General features: G+C 64.2%; 15 protein-coding genes and 1 pseudogene. 15 read left to right on the top strand and 1 reads right to left on the bottom strand.

Annotation, left to right across the window (positions count from 1 at the left end; genetic code table 11):
- Positions 1-19 precede the first annotated feature (19 nt).
- The 14 genes and pseudogenes from I6F16_RS05515 to mmsB all read left to right on the top strand — a co-directional run bounded on the left by I6F16_RS05515 (position 20) and on the right by mmsB (position 12,840).
- Positions 20-1,762, top strand: coding sequence for a fumarate reductase/succinate dehydrogenase flavoprotein subunit (locus I6F16_RS05515; RefSeq protein WP_036023365.1), 1,743 nt, complete (start codon positions 20-22; stop codon positions 1,760-1,762).
- Between the two features lie 32 nt (positions 1,763-1,794).
- Positions 1,795-2,028 (top strand): ferredoxin family protein, encoded by a 234-nt coding sequence (locus I6F16_RS05510; RefSeq protein WP_036023367.1) that lies wholly within the window; start codon positions 1,795-1,797, stop codon positions 2,026-2,028.
- Positions 2,029-2,030: 2 nt separating this feature from the next.
- Positions 2,031-3,008 (top strand): HEAT repeat domain-containing protein, encoded by a 978-nt coding sequence (locus tag I6F16_RS05505; protein ID WP_225111786.1) that lies wholly within the window; start codon positions 2,031-2,033, stop codon positions 3,006-3,008.
- Positions 3,009-3,120: 112 nt separating this feature from the next.
- Positions 3,121-4,293: a fumarylacetoacetate hydrolase family protein gene (locus I6F16_RS05500; RefSeq protein WP_225111787.1), complete on the top strand. Its 1,173-nt coding sequence runs from the start codon at positions 3,121-3,123 to the stop codon at positions 4,291-4,293.
- A 300-nt stretch (positions 4,294-4,593) separates the two neighbouring features.
- Positions 4,594-4,728: pseudogene (locus I6F16_RS05495) on the top strand (sugar ABC transporter substrate-binding protein); the annotation flags it as partial.
- Positions 4,729-4,733: 5 nt separating this feature from the next.
- Positions 4,734-4,880 carry a hypothetical protein gene (locus I6F16_RS05490; protein WP_157784002.1) on the top strand — a complete coding sequence of 49 codons (147 nt, stop codon included), beginning with the start codon at positions 4,734-4,736 and terminating at the stop codon, positions 4,878-4,880.
- Positions 4,877-5,653, top strand: coding sequence for a FadR/GntR family transcriptional regulator (locus tag I6F16_RS05485; RefSeq protein WP_036005559.1), 777 nt, complete (start codon positions 4,877-4,879; stop codon positions 5,651-5,653). The genes I6F16_RS05490 and I6F16_RS05485 overlap by 4 nt, the downstream gene beginning before the upstream one ends.
- On the top strand, positions 5,650-6,576 hold the full coding sequence (locus tag I6F16_RS05480) for a Gfo/Idh/MocA family oxidoreductase (RefSeq protein ID WP_225173490.1): 927 nt from the start codon (positions 5,650-5,652) through the stop codon (positions 6,574-6,576). Before I6F16_RS05485 ends, I6F16_RS05480 begins: the two co-directional genes overlap by 4 nt.
- A 2-nt stretch (positions 6,577-6,578) precedes the next feature.
- Positions 6,579-7,655, top strand: a complete 1,077-nt coding sequence (locus I6F16_RS05475; protein ID WP_225111789.1) for an aldose epimerase family protein — start codon at positions 6,579-6,581, stop codon at positions 7,653-7,655.
- On the top strand, positions 7,655-8,533 hold the full coding sequence (locus tag I6F16_RS05470; protein ID WP_225111884.1) for an SMP-30/gluconolactonase/LRE family protein: 879 nt from the start codon (positions 7,655-7,657) through the stop codon (positions 8,531-8,533). The genes I6F16_RS05475 and I6F16_RS05470 overlap by 1 nt, the downstream gene beginning before the upstream one ends.
- A gap of 71 nt (positions 8,534-8,604) precedes the next feature.
- Complete coding sequence (gene chvE, locus I6F16_RS05465; protein ID WP_036005529.1) at positions 8,605-9,675, top strand: multiple monosaccharide ABC transporter substrate-binding protein; 1,071 nt, start codon at positions 8,605-8,607, stop codon at positions 9,673-9,675.
- A 245-nt stretch (positions 9,676-9,920) separates the two neighbouring features.
- Positions 9,921-10,079, top strand: a complete 159-nt coding sequence (locus tag I6F16_RS05460; protein ID WP_225111790.1) for an ATP-binding cassette domain-containing protein — start codon at positions 9,921-9,923, stop codon at positions 10,077-10,079.
- Positions 10,076-11,653, top strand: coding sequence for a multiple monosaccharide ABC transporter ATP-binding protein (gene mmsA, locus I6F16_RS05455; protein ID WP_225111791.1), 1,578 nt, complete (start codon positions 10,076-10,078; stop codon positions 11,651-11,653). Before I6F16_RS05460 ends, mmsA begins: the two co-directional genes overlap by 4 nt.
- A complete protein-coding gene (gene mmsB / locus I6F16_RS05450; RefSeq protein ID WP_036005525.1) occupies positions 11,650-12,840 on the top strand; it encodes a multiple monosaccharide ABC transporter permease in 1,191 nt (396 codons plus the stop codon). Before mmsA ends, mmsB begins: the two co-directional genes overlap by 4 nt.
- A 100-nt stretch (positions 12,841-12,940) precedes the next feature.
- On the opposite strand, the gene I6F16_RS05445 is transcribed toward mmsB, so the two are convergent.
- Positions 12,941-13,108 carry a hypothetical protein gene (locus tag I6F16_RS05445; RefSeq protein ID WP_085974376.1) on the bottom strand — a complete coding sequence of 56 codons (168 nt, stop codon included), beginning with the start codon at positions 13,106-13,108 and terminating at the stop codon, positions 12,941-12,943.
- Between the two features lie 170 nt (positions 13,109-13,278).
- On the opposite strand from I6F16_RS05445, the gene I6F16_RS05440 reads away from it, so the two are divergent.
- The gene (locus I6F16_RS05440; RefSeq protein WP_225111792.1) at positions 13,279-13,854 is read left to right on the top strand and encodes a cytochrome c oxidase subunit 3 family protein; all 576 of its coding nucleotides are present in this window, start codon (positions 13,279-13,281) and stop codon (positions 13,852-13,854) included.
- Position 13,855: the final 1 nt, after the last annotated feature.

Raw genomic sequence — 13,855 nt, 5'->3', positions numbered from 1 at the left:
GGCGAACCAGGAGCAAGCGATGGCACTAGATCAGATCGTCGACGGACTTTCGGAAGTTTCCTGCGATGTGCTGGTGATCGGCGGCGGCACAGCCGGCCCGATGGCGGCACTGAAGGCGAAGCTGAAGAACCCGAAGGCCAATGTCGTCCTGCTCGAGAAGGCGAACGTCAAGCGCTCCGGCGCGATCTCGATGGGTATGGATGGGCTCAACAACGCCGTCATCCCCGGTTACGCGACGCCCGAGCAGTACACCAAGGAAATCACCATCGCCAATGACGGCATCGTCGACCAGAAGGCGGTCTATAAATACGCGCAGAACTGCTACAGCATCATCGAGGAGCTCGACAGTTTCGGCATCCGCTTCCTGAAGAACGAGAACGGCGACTATGCCGTCAAGAAGGTGCACCACATCGGCACTTACGTTCTGCCCATGCCGAACGGCGAGACCGTGAAGAAGGCGCTGTATCGCCAGCTCCGCCGCGCCCGCATCCTCATTTCCAACCGCTACATGGCGACGCGCCTGGTCAAATCGGGCGACGGCCGCATTGCCGGCGCCATCAGCGTCAATACGCGTACCGCCGAGATGCTGGTGATCAAGGCCAAGGCCGTGATCCTCTGCATGGGCGCCGCCGGTCGCCTCGGTCTGCCGACGTCCGGCTACATGTTCGGCACCTACGAGAACGCCGCCAATTCCGGCGACGGCTACGCCATGGCCTATCACGCCGGCGCAGCGCTCGCGAACCTCGAATGCTTCCAGATCAACCCGCTGATCAAGGACTATAACGGCCCGGCCTGCGCCTATGTCGCCGGCCCGTTCGGCGCATATACGGCAAACAACGAAGGCTCGCGCTTCATCGAATGCGACTACTGGTCCGGCCAGATGATGCTGGAGTTCTACAACGAGCTCCTCTCCGGCAAGGGTCCGGTGTTCCTCCAGCTCAAGCATCTCCACCCCGACACCATTTCCGAGATCGAATCCACGCTGCACAAGGTCGAGCGTCCGACGCGCGGCCTGTTCCAGCAGGGGCGCGGGGTCGACTACCGCAGTGAGTCCATCGAGATGCATATCTCCGAGATCGGCTTCTGCTCCGGCCACAGCGCGTCAGGCGTGTTCGTCGACGACAATGCCCGCACCACCGTACCCGGCCTCTATGCCGCCGGCGACATGGCGAGCGTCCCGCACAATTACATGCTCGGCGCCTTCACCAACGGCTCGGTCGCAGGCATCGACGCGATGGAGTTCGCCGACAACCATGATTTCGCGGAATTCGACGCGGCCGACGTCGCCATGGAACGCGAGCGCGTGATGGCGCCGACCAAGCGCGAGGACGGCATTCCGCCGAACCAGATCGAGTACAAGACCCGCCGTCTGGTCAACGACTATCTCCAGCCGCCGAAGGTCACGCGCAAATATGAGCTCGGCATGCGGCGGCTCGCCGAGGCGCGTGAGGATATGCAGGAGCGCATGATCGCGCGCAACGCGCACGAATTGCTGCGCGCGCTCGAAGTGCAGTCGATCATGGACTGTGCCGACATGGCCGCACACGCTTCGCTCTACCGCGAAGAGAGCCGCTGGGGTCTCTATCACTGGCGGACGGACTTCCCGGAGAAGGACAACGAGAACTGGTTCTGCCACACGCTGCTGTCCAAGCAGGACGGCAGGATGACCAGCGAGAAGCGCGCGGTCGAGCCCTATGTCGTGCCGATCGCGGACGACGAGAAGGACCTCTACGACAAGCAGCGCATTCGCGCCTCGGCCTGATCCACCAGAACATAGCCAACAGGAGACATCACATGCCTCTCGCGTCCTATCAGACATCGGTTCCGGTGGTGGTCGACGACACCAAATGCATCGCGGACAAGGGCTGCACGGTGTGCGTCGATGTCTGCCCGCTCGACGTGCTGCGCATCAGCGACATGACCAACAAGGCCTACATGGCCTATGACGAGTGCTGGTATTGCATGCCCTGCGAAGCGGATTGTCCGACCGGCGCCGTCACCGTCAACATTCCCTATCTGTTGAGGTGATCATGTCGAGCCCGTTCGAATCCTATGACGATCTCGAAGACGCCGACGAGCGGCTGCAGGCGGCCGATCCCGCCGAACGCCGCGTCGCCATCATTGCACTCGGTCATTCCGGCGATCCCGCCGCGGTCGCACATCTCGCCAAAATGGTCACCGATCCCGATGCCGGTGTGCGCCAGCAGGTCGCGATGGCGCTCGGCGAGTTCGACGGACCGGAGGCAGCAAGCGCGCTGGTGAAGCTGCTCGTCGATCCCGAGAGGATCGTCGCGGCGGCTGCGGCCGACAGCATGGCTGAATTCAAGGATCCCGCCTGCGCCGACGCGATTCTGCCGCTGGTCAGGCATACCCACGCTTTCGTCCGCATGGGCGCTCTGCGCGCGCTGAAGGAACTGCGCCGCAGGGATGCACTCAAGCCCGCGCTGGAAGCGCTCCAGGACCCTGACGCCGCCGTGCGTGTGCAGGCGATCGGCGTGATCGGCTTCCTCAAGCTGGAGGAATCCATTCCGGCGCTAACCGCGCTGATCAACGATCCCGATGCCCATGTGCGCCGCGCCGCCGTGAGCGCATTGGCCTTTTCGCAGATGAAGCCGGCGGCGGAGACCATCACCCGCGCGCTGAAGGATGCCGACTGGATGGTCCGCGAGATGGCAGCGGAGACGCTGGGTCTCAACGTGAATGGTGCAATCGCGGCTGATCAGCTCGTCGGCTGCCTCGCGGACGAGTTCTGGCAGGTGCGGCTGAAGGCGATCCGCAGCCTTGGCAAGATGAAGATCGAACGCGCGGTGCGGCCGATCGGCAATTGCGTCAATCACGACCAGGCGAATTTGCGCAAAGAGGCCGCCGCCGCGCTAGGTGAGATCGGCCACCCTGACGGCGAGGCATTCCTGGCCGTGATCGCCGACGATCCTGATCCTGATGTCCGCAAGAATGCGCGCTGGGCACTGCACCAGATTGCAGCGCGAAAGGCGCGGGCAGGGGCTTAATTGCACGACGCGTCGCCGCTCTGGACTTCCGGCGCCAGACGTTTATTGGTCTTCGCTAACGGGAACGGCCGCTGCGAATGCGGCCATTCCTTAGAACAGCGAGGACGCGGCCATGACGACATTGACTGTAAAGGACCTTCTCCCCGAGGACGGCACGAAGGGAACGCTGGTCGGCCGCGTCTGGCTGCCGCAGGTCAACGGTCCGGCCATCGTCGCCGTGCGCGGTGACGGCGTGTATGACGTCACAGCAAAATTTCCGACCATCAGCGCGCTCTGCGAGACGGACGATCCCGCCAAGGCGCTTGCCGCCACCAAGGGCGAGCGCATCGGTGATCTCGAGGCGATCGTCGCCAACACCCCGCCGGACGGGCGCGATCCCCAAAAGGCCTGGCTGCTCGCGCCCGTCGATCTCCAGACGCTGAAAGCCGCCGGCGTCACGTTCGCGATCTCGATGCTGGAACGCGTTATCGAAGAGCGCGCCAAGGGCAATCCGGCCTCGGCCGAAGCGATCCGGAAAGAAGTGACGCGCCTGATCGGCGACGATCTGTCAAAGCTCAAGCCGGGCTCGGATCAGGCGATGCACCTGAAGCAAGTGCTGATCGATCAGAATGCCTGGAGCCAATATCTTGAGGTCGGCATCGGTCCGGATGCCGAGGTTTTCACCAAGGCGCCCACCTTGTCGTCGGTCGGCACCGGCATGGATGCCGGCCTGCACCCGAAATCGACCTGGAACAATCCCGAGCCCGAGCTCGTGCTGTTCGTGTCGAGCCGCGGCAAGATCGTCGGGGGCGCGCTCGGCAACGACGTGAACCTGCGCGACTTCGAGGGCCGCTCGGCGCTGCTGTTGTCGAAGGCCAAGGACAACAACGCGTCCTGCTCGATCGGCCCGCTGCTGCGCCTGTTCGACGACACCTTCACGCTCGACGACGCGCGCAGGCTGGACATCAGCCTGAATGTCACGGGCGCGGACGGCTTCGTTCTCGACGGCCATTCCTCGATCAGCAAGATCAGCCGCGATCCGACCGATCTCGTCGCGCAGACCATCGGCAAGGTGCATCAATATCCTGACGGCTTCGTGCTGTTCCTCGGCACCATGTTCGCACCCGTGAAGGATCGCGATGCGCCGGGGCAGGGATTCACCCACAAGCGCGACGACATTGTCACTATCGCAGCGCCTCAGCTCGGCAAGCTCGTCAACCGCATGCGCACCAGCGACGAGTGCGAGCCCTGGACGTTCGGCATCGGCGCACTGATGAAGAACTTGGCGCAGCGGAAGCTGATCTAGCGCTGCTGCCCTTCGCCTCCCGCAAGCGGGGGCGCACCTTCGCCCCGCTGACAGCTGAGGCTCCATCGCGCCGCCTAATTTTTTCATCCCTCCGTTGCATGAAGGGAGCAAAATCGCGCTGAACGTGTCATAACTCAGCTCGCTCCACCTCGGCTGCGTTTGCTCCAAATAGTCAAATAATATGACTAGTCGGAACTCAACTTCCGTGAAATAGTGCCCGCCGCTGGCGCGAAGGCCGGCCTGTGGGTGCCATGCTACCAATCGGCGCCCCCGGATAAAACATCTTGGGAGACGCGCCTGATGCCCCCTAAAGCTCTCTGTGCGGCCAGCGCCATGGCCGCCTTGTTGCTCGCGACGCCGGCCAGCGCCCAGCTCACGATCGGCTTCTCGCAGATTGGATCGGAATCCGGCTGGCGCGCGGCCGAAACGTCCGTCTCAGCATGAAGTCGACCTCCTGCACCGCGCCAAAGCTCTTGCTGATCCCCCGCACCTCGGGCGTGCTTCTATTCGCCTTCATCGCCCTGCTGCAGGGGCTGGTCGCGCTTGCGCGCCGGCCGGCGGCGAAGCATGCGGGAGCGGCGTCATGACCTCGCGGATCGTCGTCATCCCGACCCGGCGGGCCCATTCCAACCATGCGGAGGTGGCGCGTTCGATCGGCGTCGACATCATCGCCGGCCGCTATGCGGAAGGCACGCGCCTGCCGGGGGATGCCGAGATGATCGCAATGTTCGGCGTGTCGCGGCCGGTGCTGCGCGAGAGCGTCAAGACGCTGGTCGCCAAGGGCCTGCTCACCACCAAGGCGCGGGTCGGCACCGTCGTGCGCGAGCGAGGTGCCTGGAACATGTTCGACGCAGACGTGCTGGCCTGGCACCTCGATGCCGGCATCGACAAGCGCTTCCTTGACGACCTCGCCGAGATCCGTCTCGCCGTGGAGCCGCGCGCGGCGATGCTGGCGGCAACACAGCGATCCGAGCAAGACATCAGCGAGCTGCGCCGCAGCATGGATCGGATGCGGCATGAAGCGTCCGACTCGGTCGGTTTTGCAGATGCAGATCTCGCGCTTCATGTTGCCGTGGCGCGTGCCTCGGGCAATCTGTTCATGCGCTCGATTGGGCATGTCATTGAAGCAGCGCTGCGCGCCTCTTTCCTGCTCAGCGCTCCGGTCGAGCCGGAGGATCGCGATACCGTGCTGCTCTGGCATCAGAAGATCGTCGATGCCATCGTCGCGGGCGATGCCCATGCCGCATCCGAGGCCATGGTCTATGTCATTCACAACGGCATGCGCCGCCATGACAGTACGGCGATCGAAACCGCCCCGGCCGAGCCGCCACCGTCGGCCGACACTGGAGAACAAGCGTGACAGACCTTCGCATCGCCATCGTCGGCTTCGGCAAGATCGCGCGGGACCAGCATGTGGCGGCGATCGCCGCCACACCGGGCGCAACGCTTGCCGCCGTGGCGAGCCGCAACGCCTCGCTGCAGGGGGTGCCGCATTTTGCGACCATCGAGGAATTGCTTCAGAGGGGGCCGCCGATCGACGCGGTCTCGCTCTGCACGCCGCCGCAGGTGCGACGGGCCCAGGCCGCGGCGGCGCTCGCCGCCGGCAAGCACGTCATGCTGGAGAAGCCGCCGGGCAACGGCGTTGCCGAGCTTGATCCGTTGATCGCGATGGCGGCGGGTGCGAAGCGGACATTGTTTGCGACCTGGCATTCGCGCTATGCGCCGGCGGTGGAGCCGGCCCGGCAATGGCTCACTGATCGGCACATCAAATCCGTTCACATCAGCTGGAAGGAAGACGTGCGTGTCTGGCATCCCGGGCAGGGCTGGATCTGGGAGCCCGGCGGCCTCGGCGTGTTCGATCCGGGCATCAATGCGCTGTCGATCCTGACCAGGATTCTGCCGAAGCCCGTGTTCGTCACCGCGGCCGAGCTGGCCTTTCCAGCCAATTGCCAGGCGCCGATCGCGGCGAACGTGAACCTGACGGATATCAGCGGCCTGCCCGTGACCGCCGAGTTCGACTTCCGCCAGACCGGACCGCAGAGCTGGGATATCCTCGTCGAAACCGATCAGGGCCGGCTGACGCTGTCCAGCGGTGGCGCGCGCATGGCCGTCGACGGCAAGGTGCTTGCCGAAGGGCCCGATGAGGAATATCGCGGGCTCTACCGACGCTTCGTCGCGCTCGCAGCAACCGGCGCAAGTGACGTCGATCTGACGCCGCTCCGTCTCGTCGCCGACGCCTTCCTGCTCGGCAAGCGCACGATCGCCGAACCGTTTGTGGATTGAGCATGGCCGCATCAACAATCACAAGAGACGTGTTCGGGACGCTGCCCGACGGCCACGAGGTCGAGCGCGTCGTGCTGCGCGGGGAGGGCGGCTTCGAGGCGCGCATCATCAGCTACGGCGCGGTGCTGCAGGCGTTGATCGCGCCGGATGCCAACGGCGGATATGACGACGTCGTGCTTGGCCATGATGCCTTCGCCGGCTATCTCGCCGAACGGAAGTTTCTGGGCGCCACCGTCGGCCGCTATGCCAACCGCATCGCCAAGGGACAGTTTTCGCTTCAAGGCGAGACGGTGCAGCTAGCGGTCAACAACGGTCCGAATGCGTTGCACGGCGGGCTCGAGGGTTTTGATCGCAAGCTCTGGGAGATCGCGGAGATCGACGAAGGCGCCGAGCCCGCGGTGACGCTCACCTATGTCAGCCCGCATGGCGAGGAGAGTTATCCCGGTAGGCTCGACGTTCGCGTGACCTATCGCATCACCGGGCCGACCGAGCTGTCGCTGCTGATGGAAGCGCGGACCGACCGGCCGACCGTCGTCAATTTGACCAACCACAGCTTCTTCAATCTCGAGGGTGCGACGTCGGAGACGTCCATTCTCGACCACCGCCTGATGGTCGCCGCCGAGCAGTTCCTCGCCATCGATGCCACCGCCATTCCGCTGCCGGAGCCGCCGCGCAGCGTGGCCGGCACGCCGTTCGATTTCCGCAAACCGTGGCCGGTGGGTGAGCGCATCCGCGAAGGTGACCCGCAATTGCGCAACGGCAGGGGCTACGACCACACCTACTGCCTCGGGCGCGACGGCAAGCTTGCGCTCGCGGCGCGGCTGGAGGCGCCGCGCTCCGGGCGCATCATGGAGCTGTTCACCGATCAGCCCGGACTTCAGGTCTATTCGGGCAATTATCTCGACGGTACGATGTCGGGCAAGGGCGGCAAGCTGATCCGGCAATCGGACGCCATCTGCCTGGAGCCGCACATCTGGCCCGACGCTCCGAACCGGCCGGACTTTCCGAGCCCGCGCCTCGATTCCGGCGAGGTCTATCGCCATCACACGGTCTATCGCTTCTCAGTGAGGTCGCCATGATGGAGCAGGTGCCGACGGCTGTCCTCTCGAACCATCCTTGCCATCTCGGCGAAGGTCCGACCTATGACGTGACCACGAATACGGCCTGGTGGTTCGACATCCGCGAAGGCAAGCTGTTCGAGGCGCAACTCGGCAGCGGCTCTGTCCGCACCCACGCGCTCGGTCGGATGGCGAGCGCGCTGGGGCGCATCGACGCCGAGCGGCAGCTGATCGTCGCCGAGGACGGCCTCTATATCCGCAAGCTCGCTGATGGTGCGATGACGCTGTTCTGTCCCCTCGAAGCGGACAATCCGGCGACGCGCTCGAACGATTGCCGCGTGCATCAATCCGGTACGTTCTGGATCGGCACCATGGGCAAGAAAGCCGAGCCGAAGGCGGGCGCGATCTACGCCCTTCATCGCGGCAAGATCTCGACGCTGTTTCCCGGCATCAGCATTCCCAATTCGATCTGCTTCTCGCCCGACGGCGCCACCGGCTACTTCACCGACACGCCGCGTGCGGTGCTCTATGCCGTGCCGCTCAACCCCGCGACCGGCCTGCCGCGCGGCGAGCCGGAGGTGCTGTTGCGCCACAGCGGCATCGGCGGTCTCGACGGTTCGGTATGCGACGCCGACGGGCAGATCTGGAATGCGTGCTGGGGCGCGAGCCGGATCGACGTCTACTCGCCGCAAGGCGAGCGCCTGCGTTCGCTTAGCGTGCCGGCGAAGCAGGCGAGCTGCCCCGCCTTCGTCGGCCCCGACCTGTCGCGCCTGCTCGTCACGTCGGCCTGGCAGGATATGGACACGGCGGCACGCGCTGCCGATCCGCAAGCCGGCTGCACCTTTCTGCTCGAAGCAGCCGCGCGCGGACGCGCGGAACCCGACGTCAAGCTCGCATAGGAGGCCCAAGCCGTACACGACCGTCGTTCTCGACACCACGAAGAAAGTCTGACACCCAAAGGGAGTGAAACATGCTGAAACTGAAGACAACATTTCTCGCGCTGGCGTTGGCCAGTGCCGCCACGATGGCCACAGGCGTCGCTGCCTTCGCCCAGAAGGCGACGGTCGGCATCGCCATGCCGACGAAGTCCTCGGCGCGCTGGATCGACGACGGCAACAACATGGTCAAGGTGCTGAAGGAGCGCGGCTACAACACCGACCTGCAATATGCCGAGGACGACATCCCGAACCAGCTCTCCCAGGTCGAGAACATGGTGACCAAGGGCGCCAAGGCGCTGGTGATCGCCGCGATCGACGGTACCACCTTGTCCGACGTGCTCAAGCAGGCGAAAGCAAAAGGCATCACCGTGATCGCCTATGACCGCCTGATCCGCGGCACGCCGAACGTCGACTATTACGCGACCTTCGACAACTTCCAGGTCGGCGTGCTCCAGGCGGAGTCGATCGTGCAAGGTCTCGGCCTGAAGGACGGCAAGGGCCCCTTCAACATCGAGCTGTTCGGCGGCTCGCCCGACGACAACAATGCCTACTTCTTCTACAACGGCGCCATGAGCGTGCTGAAGCCATATATCGACAGCGGCAAGCTCGTCGTCGTGTCCGGCCAGATGGGCATGGATAAGGTCGCGACCCTGCGCTGGGACGGCGCCACTGCGCAGGCCCGCATGGACAACCTGCTCAGCGCCTACTACGGCAACAAGAAGGTCAACGCCGTGCTGTCGCCCTATGACGGCCTCTCGATCGGCATCATCTCCTCGCTGAAGGGCGTCGGCTACGGGAGTGCCGGCCAGCCGATGCCCATCATCTCGGGCCAGGATGCCGAAGTGCCCTCGATCAAGGCCATGCTGCGCGGCGACCAGTACTCGACCATCTTCAAGGACACCCGCGACCTCGCCAAGGTGACCGCTGACATGGTCGACGCCGCGCTCGCCGGCAAGCAGGTCACCGTCAACGACACCAAGACCTACGAGAACGGTGTCAAGACCGTGCCGTCCTATCTGCTGAAGCCGGTTGTGGTCTACAAGGACAATTGGGAGAAGACCCTGGTCGACAGCGGCTACTATAAGAAGTCGCAGTTCCAGTAAGACTCTCTCTTTTTCCCCTCTCCCCGCTTGCGGGGAGAGGGTTAGGGTGAGGGGCCTCTTTCCATGCGGGCAGTGGTTGGTATGCACTCCGTCATTGCGAGCGCAGCGAAGCAATCCAGTCTGCCACGGCGGAAATTGTCTGGATTGCTTCGCTGCGCTCGCAATGACGATGTGGATGCAGCGATATCAGTCAACCTCTCCCCGCACGCGGGGAGAGACGAAGTAACGCAAGGGACACCAAAGCCATGACCGCCATGCTGGAGATGCGCAACGTCAGCAAGAGCTTTGCCGGCGTGCAGGCATTGCGCGACGTCAACTTCTCGGTTCGCGCCGGGCAGATCCATGCGCTCGTCGGCGAGAACGGCGCCGGCAAGTCGACAACGCAAGGGACACCAAAGCCATGACCGCCATGCTGGAGATGCGCAACGTCAGCAAGAGCTTTGCCGGCGTACAGGCATTGCGCGACGTCAACTTCTCGGTTCGCGCCGGGCAGATCCATGCGCTCGTCGGCGAGAACGGCGCCGGCAAGTCGACGCTGATGAAGGTGCTGAGCGGGGTCTATCCGCACGGCAGCTACGAGGGCACCATCGTCTTCGAGGGCGAGGAGCGCCGCTTCCGCGACATCAATGATTCCGAGGCGCTGGGCATCATCATCATCCATCAGGAGCTGGCGCTGATCCCGCTGATGTCGATTGCGGAGAACATCTTCCTGTCGCATCCGCCGTCGAAGTTGGGGGTGATCGACCGCGACGAGGTCTACCGGCGCACGCGCGAGCTGCTGGCGCAGGTCGGCCTGAAGGAATCGCCGGATACGCTGATCACCGATCTCGGCGTCGGCAAGCAGCAGCTGGTCGAGATCGCGAAGGCGCTGTCCAAGCGGGTGCGGATGCTGATCCTGGACGAGCCGACCGCGAGTCTCAACGAGGCCGACAGCGCCGCGCTGCTCGAACGGCTGATGACGTTCCGCGAGCAGGGCATCGGCTCGATCCTGATCTCGCACAAGCTGAACGAGGTTGCCAAGGTCGCCGACCACATCACCGTGCTGCGCGACGGCCGCACGGTGGACAGCATCGACTGCCACGCCGAGCAGATCCAGGAAGATCGCATCATCCGCAGCATGGTCAACCGCGACATGGCGCACCGCTTCCCGGAGCGCAACGTGAAGATCGGCGAGCCGGTGCTCGACGTCGAGAACTGGTCGGTCTATCACCCCATTCATCCCGAGCGGCAGGTGATCAAGAACGTCAGTTTCGGTGTCAAGCGCGGCGAGGTCGTGGGCATTGCCGGGCTGATGGGGGCTGGGCGCACCGAGTTCGCCATGAGCCTGTTCGGCCGCTCCTGGGGCACCAATATCAGCGGCACTATCCGGCTCGAAGGCCGGGAGATCGCGCTGCCGAGCGTCGCCGCCGCGATCGACGCCGGCCTTGCCTACGTCACCGAGGACCGCAAGCAGCTCGGCCTGATCCTCGCCGACGACGTCCGCAAGAACATCACGCTGGCGAGCCTCGACCAGGTCGCACCGGGCAGGGTGATCGACGATATCGCCGAGCTCAAGGTCGCCAGCGACTACCGCAACCGGATGCGCATCCGCTGCTCCGACGTCTACCAGGAGACCAGCCAGCTCTCCGGCGGCAACCAGCAAAAGGTCGTGCTGTCGAAATGGCTGATGACCGACCCCAAGGTCCTGATCCTGGACGAGCCGACCAGGGGTATCGACGTCGGTGCCAAATATGAGATTTACTGTATCATCAACGAGCTTGCGGAAGCCGGCCGCGGCGTCGTGGTGATCTCCTCGGAGATGCCCGAGCTGCTCGGCATCTGCGATCGCATCTGCGTCATGAACGACGGCGCCTTCGTCGGCGAGTTCAAGGGCTCAGAGGCGACACAGGAAAAGATCATGCGCGCCATCATGCGCAACGAACGAAGCATTGGGAACGCCGCGCCCGCGGCCGCGGAGATGGGAGGATTGCAGCCATGACCGACAAGACGGTTTCGCTGCCCGAGGAGCGCCGGCACGGCAGCTTCATCAAGAACAATTTGCGCAATTACGGCATGTTGATGTCGCTGGTTGCGATCATGCTGTTCTTCCAGGTCGTGACCGGCGGCACGTTGCTGCAGCCGCTCAACCTCACCAACCTGGTGCTGCAGAACAGCTACATCGTCATCATGGCGCTGGGCATGCTGCTGGTCATCGTCACTGGCCATATCGACCTTTCGGTCGGCTCGGTCGCAGGCTTCATCGGCGCCGTGGCGGCCTTGCTGATGGTGACCTACAAGGTCGATTATACGCTCGCCTTCATCGCTTGCCTCGCGCTCGGTGGCGCGATCGGTGCGGCGCAGGGCTATTGGGTGGCCTATTTCAAGATCCCCTCCTTCATCGTGACATTGGCGGGCATGCTGGTGTTCAAGGGCCTGGCGCTCGCGGTGTTGCAGGGCCAGTCGCTCGGGCCGTTCCCGGCCACCTTCCAGAAACTGTCCTCGGGTTTCATTCCGGAGCTGCTGCCTGAGGCCGGCACGCTGCATCCGACCTCGATGCTGATCGGCGCCGTTCTCGCGCTCGGGCTCGTCTATGCCAGTGCCAAGGGAAGGTCGCGCGAGCAGTCGCACGGCATCGAGGTCGAGCCCTATGCGTTCTTCCTCGGCAAAAGCATCTTGCTCGCCTGCGCCGTGCTCTATTTCACCTATCTGATCGCCTCGCATCGCGGCTTGCCGAACGTGCTGGTGATCATGACCGCGCTGATCGCGCTCTACGGCTTCGTCACCCGCCGCACCGTGATCGGCCGGCAGATCTACGCGGTCGGCGGCAACGCCAAGGCGGCGAGCCTGTCGGGCATCAAGACCGAGCGGCTGACCTTCCTCACCTTCGTCAACATGGGCGTGCTGGCCGCGCTCGCCGGCCTCGTCTTCGCCGCGCGGCTCAACACGGCGACTCCGAAGGCCGGCCTCGGCTTCGAGCTCGACGTCATTGCCGCCTGCTTCATCGGCGGCGCCTCGGCCTATGGCGGTGTCGGGCGAGTCGGCGGTGCCGTGGTCGGCGCCATGATCATGGGCGTGATGAACAACGGCATGTCCATCCTCGGCATCGGCATCGACTATCAGCAGGTCATCAAGGGCCTGGTGCTGCTGGGCGCGGTGTGCATCGACGTGTACAATCAGCGGCGGTAGCGCTTCGTAGCCCGGATGCAGCGCAGCGTAATCCGGGTCTCTGCGCTTGGTGAGATTTCCCGGATTGCGCTGCGCTGCATCCGGGCTACGGTCCTAAGCACTACGGCAGCGGTGATTGCGTCGTGAACAGCACGGTCGCGATCCCGATCGAGAGCCCCACCGCCGATACGGTTCCCACCGTCGACAGCACGCCCATGCGCCTGAGCGCGATGGCGAAGGCAATGATGATGGGTGTTGCGGTCATCAGCCCGATCTGTGCATCGCTCATGGGATCGTCCGGCGCTCCGTGAAGCTCTGAGCCGGTTCGTACCGCGAAACGGCTGGCTGAACGTTGTGTCGGCGCAAACAGGAGCCCTGCAGTCCTCCAGTTTGTCCGGCAACAAATTCGGAACCGGGTGGCCGAGCTAAGTCTGACCGGTGTCCTGATCCGGAAAGACGATGTCGACGGCCGAGTGCGAACAGCAGGAAACAGGCTGGGGAATCCTGCAGGATCTCCCCGGCGATCCCATGATCTGGGTGCTGATCTTCAGCGAACTCGTCGCCTTCGGCCTGCTCCTCGGCGCCTTCTCTGTCGCCCGCGCGATTCACCCCGCGATGTTCGCGGCCGGGCAGGCCACGCTCGATTCGCATCTCGCCGGCCTCAATACCGTCGTGCTGGTGACCAGCGGCTGGGCGGCGGCCCGGGCGACCAAGGCCGTGCGGAATGGACAACGGGCAACGACACGATACTGGCTTCTCGGCGCCATGGCGCTCGGCTGCCTTTTCATCGCGATCAAGCTCGCAGAGTACGCCGAAGAAACCGGGCGCGGGGTCGGGCTTGAGACCAATCCCTTCTTCACGCTCTACTTCCTGCTGACCGGCTTTCATCTCCTGCACGTTGGTCTCGGCATCATCATTCTCGCCGTGGTCTGCCGCCGAGCCGGGATATCAGGCGTCGAGACGGGAACGGCCTTCTGGCACATGGTCGATCTGGTCTGGATCGTGATGTTCCCGATCCTGTATCTGGTGAAATGAC

This window comes from Bradyrhizobium sp. IC4060, assembly GCF_020193715.1.
Lineage (GTDB): Bacteria > Pseudomonadota > Alphaproteobacteria > Rhizobiales > Xanthobacteraceae > Bradyrhizobium > Bradyrhizobium yuanmingense.
The sequence above is the reverse complement of the archived record's forward strand: the minus strand, read 5'-3'. Positions and strand labels throughout refer to the sequence as shown.

Bases quoted from the DNA above. Each gene is read 5' to 3' on its own strand.
- I6F16_RS05515 (WP_036023365.1), top strand. From the start codon at position 20: ATGGCACTAGATCAGATCGTCGACGGACTTTCGGAAGTTTCCTGCGAT.
- I6F16_RS05510 (WP_036023367.1), top strand. From the start codon at position 1,795: ATGCCTCTCGCGTCCTATCAGACATCGGTTCCGGTGGTGGTCGACGAC.
- I6F16_RS05505 (WP_225111786.1), top strand. From the start codon at position 2,031: ATGTCGAGCCCGTTCGAATCCTATGACGATCTCGAAGACGCCGACGAG.
- I6F16_RS05500 (WP_225111787.1), top strand. From the start codon at position 3,121: ATGACGACATTGACTGTAAAGGACCTTCTCCCCGAGGACGGCACGAAG.
- I6F16_RS05490 (WP_157784002.1), top strand. From the start codon at position 4,734: ATGAAGTCGACCTCCTGCACCGCGCCAAAGCTCTTGCTGATCCCCCGC.
- I6F16_RS05485 (WP_036005559.1), top strand. From the start codon at position 4,877: ATGACCTCGCGGATCGTCGTCATCCCGACCCGGCGGGCCCATTCCAAC.
- I6F16_RS05475 (WP_225111789.1), top strand. From the start codon at position 6,579: ATGGCCGCATCAACAATCACAAGAGACGTGTTCGGGACGCTGCCCGAC.
- I6F16_RS05470 (WP_225111884.1), top strand. From the start codon at position 7,655: ATGGAGCAGGTGCCGACGGCTGTCCTCTCGAACCATCCTTGCCATCTC.
- chvE (WP_036005529.1), top strand. From the start codon at position 8,605: ATGCTGAAACTGAAGACAACATTTCTCGCGCTGGCGTTGGCCAGTGCC.
- I6F16_RS05460 (WP_225111790.1), top strand. From the start codon at position 9,921: ATGACCGCCATGCTGGAGATGCGCAACGTCAGCAAGAGCTTTGCCGGC.
- mmsA (WP_225111791.1), top strand. From the start codon at position 10,076: ATGACCGCCATGCTGGAGATGCGCAACGTCAGCAAGAGCTTTGCCGGC.
- mmsB (WP_036005525.1), top strand. From the start codon at position 11,650: ATGACCGACAAGACGGTTTCGCTGCCCGAGGAGCGCCGGCACGGCAGC.
- I6F16_RS05445 (WP_085974376.1), bottom strand. From the start codon at position 13,108: ATGAGCGATGCACAGATCGGGCTGATGACCGCAACACCCATCATCATT.
- I6F16_RS05440 (WP_225111792.1), top strand. From the start codon at position 13,279: ATGTCGACGGCCGAGTGCGAACAGCAGGAAACAGGCTGGGGAATCCTG.